General features: G+C 65.9%; 1 protein-coding gene. It reads right to left on the reverse strand.

Features of this window, described 5'->3' with window-relative positions; genetic code table 11:
* Positions 1-63: 63 nt before the first annotated feature.
* The coding region (locus HC022_RS28395; protein WP_167454580.1) for a 4Fe-4S dicluster-binding protein at positions 64-563 on the reverse strand (500 nt) is incomplete at its 5' end.

The following is a 563-nucleotide window of genomic DNA, read 5'->3' on the forward strand; positions in this document are numbered from 1 at the left end:
GTTGCGCGGCCCGGCCCTTCTCATGATCCGGTCAAACGACGGCGGACACGAGGCCCCCGCGCCTCACTCCGCGGCCTTCAGCGCCATCGGGTTGTTGGGGTGCGTGGTCCAGTCGGCGGGCTCGGCCTGCACGACGCGGCCCGTGCGCGGGTCGATAGCCCCGACCTCCATGCGCTCCATGGTGATGCAGCCCTCGATGGGACAGACGTTCACGCAAAGGTTGCAGGCCACGCATTCGTCGTCCTTGACCGTGAAGACCCGGTCCTCGGACATGTCAACGGCCTGGTGCGAGGTATCCTCGCAGGCGGCATAGCAGCGCCCGCACGAGATGCAGGCATCCTGGTCGATCCTGGCCTTGGAGATGTAGTTGAGGTTGAGGTGCTGCCAGTCGCTGACGTTGGGCACCGCGCGCCCGATCAGGTCGGAAAGCGCGATCTCCTTCTCGTCGAGGTACTGCGACAGCCCCGAGATCATCTCCTGCACCACCTTGAAGCCATAGGTCATGGCAGCGGTGCAGACCTGCACGTTGCCCGCGCCCAGAGCCATGAACTCGGCCGCGTCCT

Origin of the sequence: Salipiger sp. HF18, assembly GCF_011806505.1 — a bacterium.
GTDB lineage: Bacteria > Pseudomonadota > Alphaproteobacteria > Rhodobacterales > Rhodobacteraceae > Salipiger > Salipiger thiooxidans.